We start from the raw sequence: 6048 nt of genomic DNA, 5'->3' as shown, positions 1-6048 counted from the left end.
TTGTATAGTACTGCATCTAATAAGCCAGACCATAGTGATAAACGCATAACTGACATTTCACTTGAAATGGGGTTAGGTAATGTGATCTCTGGCTGCTCAGGGTGAAGAATGTGTTGAATTTTGGGATCAACAAAGCTATATGTTACGGCTTCTTGATATCCTCTATCAACTAATAAGTCTTTTATTCTTCGCAATGATATTTGGCTTTCAGGCTTTGGTTTCATTACTGACTCAATTTTTAAATTGGCATTTGGAATATTGTTATAGCCATAAATACGCGCAATTTCTTCAACTAAATCTTCTTCGATTTGCAAATCAAAACGCCAACTTGGTGATTTTACAGTCCAAACATTGTCATTATATTCGACTTCACAACCAAGCCTAATTAAAATATCGGTGATTTTTTGTGTCTCAATTGCATAACCAATGATACGATCAATTCTATTACGACGAAGCTTAATTATTGCTTGTTTTGGGAGTTCACTTTGCTGTGTTACATCAATAATTGGACCAACTTCACCACCACAAATATCAACTAGTAATTGACTCGCTCGTTCCATTGCAACAAATTGTAAAGACGGATCAACACCACGCTCATAACGATGCGAAGCTTCAGTATGTAAGCCATATTCTCGAGCTTTACCTGTTATTGCTAATGGATTAAAAAATGCAGATTCAAGAAATACATTTTTAGTTGTTTGTGTTACAGCCGATTTTTCACCCCCCATAATTCCGGCTAAAGCCAAAACCTTTTGGTGATCGGCAATTACTAAAGTTTTATCATTAAGGTTAACTTCATTACCGTTAAGTAAGACCAGTTTTTCATCATTACTTGCGTAACGAACAACTATTCCCTTTTCTATCTGAGTCAAATCAAATGCATGCATTGGATGACCAAGTTCTAATAATACATAGTTAGTTATATCTACAACTGCATCAATTGAACGAATTCCACCTCGACGTAATTTCTCTTTCATCCAAAGTGGAGTGGCTGCATTAACATTAATATTTTTGATTACACGTCCCAAATAGCGAGGAGTGGCTTGAGGAGCATCTATCTGTATTGATAAGGTATCGGTAATGGTTGCAGGAATACTGTCAACTTGTAGCTCTTTCATTGAAATATTGTTAACTGCAGAAATGTCTCTAGCAACGCCAATAATACCAAAACAATCTGCTCTATTCGGTGTTACGCTGATATCAATCATGACATCATTTAAATTCAAATATTCACGTATGTCTTGTCCTAACGGTGCATTATCAGGTAATTCAATAATACCATTATGTTCATCAGAAATTCCTAATTCAGAATAAGAGCACAACATGCCTTCTGATGGCTCTCCCCGCAATTTAACTGGTTTTATTTTAAAATCGCCAGGCAATACAGCGCCTACCGTTGCACAAGCAACCATTAAACCTTTACGGCAATTTGGTGCCCCGCAAACTATATCCAGTAATTCAGTTTTACCAATATCGACTTTTGTGACACGAAGTTTATCTGCATTAGGATGTTGCATACATTCAACGACTTTACCGACAACAACACCTGTAAAATCGCCTGCTACTTTTTCAACATCATCGACTTCTAAACCAGCCATTGTTAATTGATCAGCTAACGTTTCGCTACTAATTTCTGGATTGATCCATTCACGTAGCCAACTTTCACTAAATTTCATGTTTTGATCTCCAGAATTAATTAAATTGCTTTAAAAAACGTAAATCATTTTCAAAGAAAGAACGCAAATCAGTGACACCGTAACGTAACATTGTTAGCCGCTCGATTCCCATACCAAAAGCAAAGCCACTGTACACTTCAGGATCAATGCCTACATTACGTAATACATTAGGATGAACCATTCCGCAACCTAACACTTCTAGCCACTTGCCATTTTTCGCTTTAATATCAACTTCTGCTGACGGTTCTGTAAATGGAAAATAAGCTGGTCTAAAACGAATTTCCATATTATCTTCAAAAAAGCAATGAAGAAAATCGTGTAATAACCCTTTTAAATGTGTAAAGCTGATATCCTTATCAACCAGTAAGCCTTCCATTTGGTGGAACATTGGCGTATGAGTTTGATCGTAATCATTACGATAAGTTCTTCCTGGAGCAATGATTCGAATTGGTGGTTTTTGGTTTTCCATTGTGCGAATTTGCACCGTAGAAGTTTGTGTTCTTAATAATCGTTTTGAGTCAAACCAAAATGTATCGTGATCAGCTCTAGCAGGGTGATGAGCAGGAATATTTAATGCGTCAAAATTATGATAGTCATCTTCAATTTCAGGCCCCGTTTCAACAGCAAAACCAAGTTCGCCAAAAAAATCGACTAACCGATTAATCGTTTTTGTCACTGGATGTAATCCACCTAATTCAATTGATTTTCCTGGCAACGTAATATCAATTGTTTCATTAGCTAGTTTTGCATCAAGAGCCTGACGCTCTAAAAACTTGCGCTTATGATTTAATATTTCAACAACTTTTTGCTTTGCATCATTTATTTTTTGACCGACAGCTGGGCGCTCATCAGCTGGAACATCGCGTAATGAAGCCATTTGCATTGTAAAATGACCTTTTTTACCAAAATACTCCACCCGAATTTGTTCGATCGAATTAATGTCATTAGCATTTTCAATAGCGGATTTGGCATTATTTACCAGTTCAACTAATTGAGACATACAGTTCTCCTGCTTATTGTTTATTGCATAAAAAAAGCCTCTTTTGAGGCTTTTATAATTATTTTTCGTTTTTTCTTTGCCTCACAAAATAGTATTGCTAAAGCAATCAAAAAAGAAACGAAAAATAACTAACTTCATAATTAATCAACTCTTATAATAAAAATGGAAATATAAAAGCCGAGATAACTCGGCTTTTATAAAGCTATTATAGTGCCGCTTTTGCTTTCTCAACTAATGCGGCAAATGCATTTTTGTCAAATACAGCAATATCAGCAAGGATCTTACGATCGATTTCAATTGATGCTTTCTTTAAACCATTGATAAAACGGCTATAAGAAAGACCACATTGACGAGCTGCCGCATTAATACGGACAATCCATAATTGACGGAATTGACGTTTACGTTGACGACGGTCACGATAAGCATACTGTCCTGCTTTAATTACTGCTTGGAAAGCAACACGGTATACACGTGAACGTGCACCATAGTAACCTTTTGCTTGTTTTAAAATTTTCTTGTGACGTGCACGAGCAATAACACCACGTTTAACACGAGCCATAAATTATATCCTCTAAATAATTAACCAATAACTTAAGCGTATGGAACACACGCAGTAACTAAACCTAAATCGCCTTTTGACACGGTGGTCAAACCACGTAAATGACGTTTACGCTTAGTTGATTTTTTAGTTAGGATATGACTCTTGTTAGCTTGCTTATGCTTAAAGCCACCAGAAGCTGTTTTTTTAAAGCGCTTTGCTGCGCCTTTTACAGTTTTAATTTTAGGCATTTTATTAATTTCCACTTCGCATTGTTAATAAAAATAAAATAATGGTGTAATCTTTGATGAATCAAAAATTAACTTGTAAAACCATTACTTCTTCTTCGGCGCAAGCACCATAATCATTTGGCGCCCTTCAATCTTAGTTGGATAAGATTCAATGACAGCCAAATCAGCTAAGTCCTCTTTAATACGATCAAGCATTTCAGATCCTAACTGTTGGTGAGCCATTTCACGTCCACGAAAACGCAACGTGACTTTAGCTTTATCGCCATCTTCAAGAAAGCGAATCAGGCTGCGGAGTTTTACCTGATAGTCGCCTTCGTCTGTACCAGGTCGGAACTTAATTTCCTTAACCTGAACAATCTTTTGCTTCTTCTTCTGCTCTTTTGTTGCTTTACTCTTTTCATAGAGGAATTTGCCATAATCCATAATTCGACAAACAGGTGGCTCTGCATTAGGGCTTATTTCGACTAAATCAAGAGTTGCTTCTTCAGCTTGTTTTAAAGCTTCGTCTAAGCTTACTATACCGAGCTGTTCACCATCGACGCCGGTTAACCTCACCTCACGAGCTGTAATTTCATCATTGATCTTATGCGCGCGTGTTGACTGAATACGTTTACTGACTTTAATATCTCATTCCTCCAAATTAATTTATCATTAATTCATTTGTTCTAATGAACGACTATGAATTTCGTTAAGCAACAATTCTATAACATGTTTCACTTCAAAGCTACCAAGATCTTTACCTTGGCGTGTTCGAACTGAAATTGTTCCTGATTCCATTTCTTTGTCTCCACAAACAAACATATAAGGAACACGTTTAAGAGTATGCTCACGGATTTTAAACCCAATTTTCTCATTTCTCAAGTCTGCTTTTGCTCTAATACCAACTTTTTGTAATTTTTCGCATAATTGTTTGGCATATTCAGCTTGATTATCAGTGATGTTTATTACTGCAACTTGTAATGGAGCAAGCCATGTTGGAAAGAACCCCGCACAGTTTTCAGTTAAAATCCCCATAAAACGCTCCATTGAGCCCAAAATAGCTCTATGGATCATAACTGGAATATGACGTTCGTTATCTTCACCTACATAAGTTGCATCTAAACGTTCAGGCAACATAAAGTCAAGCTGAACAGTACCACATTGCCATGCACGACCTAAACAATCATGTAAAGTAAACTCGATCTTCGGTCCATAAAATGCGCCTTCACCTGGTAAGTACTCAAATTCTATGCCGTTTTCAGTTAAACATTCAGCCAAATCTTTTTCAGCAAGATCCCATGTTTCATCTTTACCAATTCGTTTTTCTGGGCGAGTTGATAACTTAACCGTAATGTCAGTAAATCCAAAAGTGCTATAAGTATCATAAACCATTTTAATACAGCTGTTAACTTCGCTACGAATTTGGCTTTCCGTACAAAAAATATGTGCATCATCTTGCGTAAAGCCTCGAACACGCATTAATCCGTGCAAAGATCCTGACGGCTCATTTCGATGACAACTACCAAATTCAGCCATACGCAATGGTAAATCACGATATGATTTTAACCCTTGGTTAAAAATTTGCACGTGCCCTGGGCAATTCATTGGTTTAATACAATATTCACGATTTTCAGATGAAGTCACAAACATTAACTCTTTATAATTACCCCAATGCCCTGTTTTTTCCCATAAAATGCGATCCATCATGAAAGGGCCTTTGACTTCTTGATAATCGTATTCCTTTAATTTGGTGCGAACGAAAACTTCAAGCTCACGGAAGATAATCCAACCATCATTATGCCAAAATACCATACCCGGTGCTTCTTCTTGCATATGGTAAAGATCAAGTTGTTTACCTATTTTTCGGTGATCACGTTTGGCTGCTTCTTCTAAGAATTGTAAATAACTATCGAGTTGTTTTTTATCAGCCCATGCAGTGCCATAAATGCGTTGTAACATTTTATTATCACTGTTACCACGCCAGTAAGCGCCGGCGACTTTTTGCAATTTAAAATGGTGGCAAAAACGCATATTAGGCACATGTGGCCCTCGGCACATATCAATATATTCTTCGTGATGATAAAGTGCTGGTTTTGAATCTTTAGGAATATTTTCATCTAAGATAGCTATTTTATAGGGTTCATGTCGTTTCCAAAATACTTCCCTAGCTTGCTCCCAACTAACCACTTCTTTTTTTACTTCGTAATCTTTTTTAGCCAATTCATGCATACGTTTTTCTAATGCATCAAGATCTTCTTGCGTCAAAGAGTGATCTAAATCAACATCATAATAAAAGCCATTATCAATAGTTGGACCAATGGCCATTTGCGTATCAGGCCATAATTGCTTAATAGCATGACCTAATAGATGCGCACAAGAGTGACGTATAATTTCAAGACCATCCTCATCTTTTGCCGTAATAATGGCTAATGTGGCATCTTGTTCTATCAAATCACAAGCGTCTTTACGCTCACCATTTACACGTCCAGCTATACATGCTTTTGCTAGCCCTGCACCTATGCTTTGTGCAACTTCTAAAACAGTAACGGCTTTATCAAATTGACGTTGACTTCCGTCAGGAAGAGTAATTATTGGCATAATAAA

At 36.8% G+C, this 6048-nt stretch carries 7 protein-coding genes; all 7 read right to left on the bottom strand.

Translation table 11 applies throughout. The features are described from left to right. Positions 1-1676: phenylalanine--tRNA ligase subunit beta (pheT, locus tag A9G30_RS00095; protein WP_065587683.1), on the bottom strand; the 1676-nt coding region annotated here is incomplete at its 3' end. 16 nt (positions 1677-1692) lie between these two features. After that, complete coding sequence (pheS, locus tag A9G30_RS00090) at positions 1693-2676, bottom strand: phenylalanine--tRNA ligase subunit alpha (RefSeq protein WP_065581782.1); 984 nt, start codon at positions 2674-2676, stop codon at positions 1693-1695. A gap of 81 nt (positions 2677-2757) precedes the next feature. After that, positions 2758-2814 (bottom strand): pheST operon leader peptide PheM, encoded by a 57-nt coding sequence (pheM, locus tag A9G30_RS13435; RefSeq protein ID WP_141671930.1) that lies wholly within the window; start codon positions 2812-2814, stop codon positions 2758-2760. Positions 2815-2881: 67 nt separating this feature from the next. Next, positions 2882-3235 (bottom strand): 50S ribosomal protein L20, encoded by a 354-nt coding sequence (gene rplT, locus A9G30_RS00085; RefSeq protein ID WP_024496189.1) that lies wholly within the window; start codon positions 3233-3235, stop codon positions 2882-2884. Between the two features lie 32 nt (positions 3236-3267). Then, positions 3268-3465, bottom strand: a complete 198-nt coding sequence (gene rpmI, locus A9G30_RS00080) for a 50S ribosomal protein L35 (protein WP_034945602.1) — start codon at positions 3463-3465, stop codon at positions 3268-3270. Between the two features lie 84 nt (positions 3466-3549). Then, positions 3550-4089 carry a translation initiation factor IF-3 gene (gene infC / locus A9G30_RS00075; protein ID WP_065566615.1) on the bottom strand — a complete coding sequence of 180 codons (540 nt, stop codon included), beginning with the start codon at positions 4087-4089 and terminating at the stop codon, positions 3550-3552. Positions 4090-4116: 27 nt separating this feature from the next. Beyond that, a complete protein-coding gene (gene thrS, locus A9G30_RS00070; protein WP_065566614.1) occupies positions 4117-6042 on the bottom strand; it encodes a threonine--tRNA ligase in 1926 nt (641 codons plus the stop codon). Positions 6043-6048 lie beyond the last annotated feature (6 nt).

It is taken from the genome of Gilliamella sp. Fer4-1, assembly GCF_001690515.1.
Lineage (GTDB): Bacteria > Pseudomonadota > Gammaproteobacteria > Enterobacterales > Orbaceae > Gilliamella > Gilliamella apicola_C.
The sequence above is the reverse complement of the archived record's forward strand: the minus strand, read 5'-3'. Positions and strand labels throughout refer to the sequence as shown.

Coding starts and splice junctions, on each gene's coding strand:
- pheS (WP_065581782.1), bottom strand. CDS start 2,676: ATGTCTCAATTAGTTGAACTGGTAAATAATGCCAAATCCGCTATTGAA.
- rplT (WP_024496189.1), bottom strand. CDS start 3,235: ATGGCTCGTGTTAAACGTGGTGTTATTGCTCGTGCACGTCACAAGAAA.
- rpmI (WP_034945602.1), bottom strand. CDS start 3,465: ATGCCTAAAATTAAAACTGTAAAAGGCGCAGCAAAGCGCTTTAAAAAA.
- thrS (WP_065566614.1), bottom strand. CDS start 6,042: ATGCCAATAATTACTCTTCCTGACGGAAGTCAACGTCAATTTGATAAA.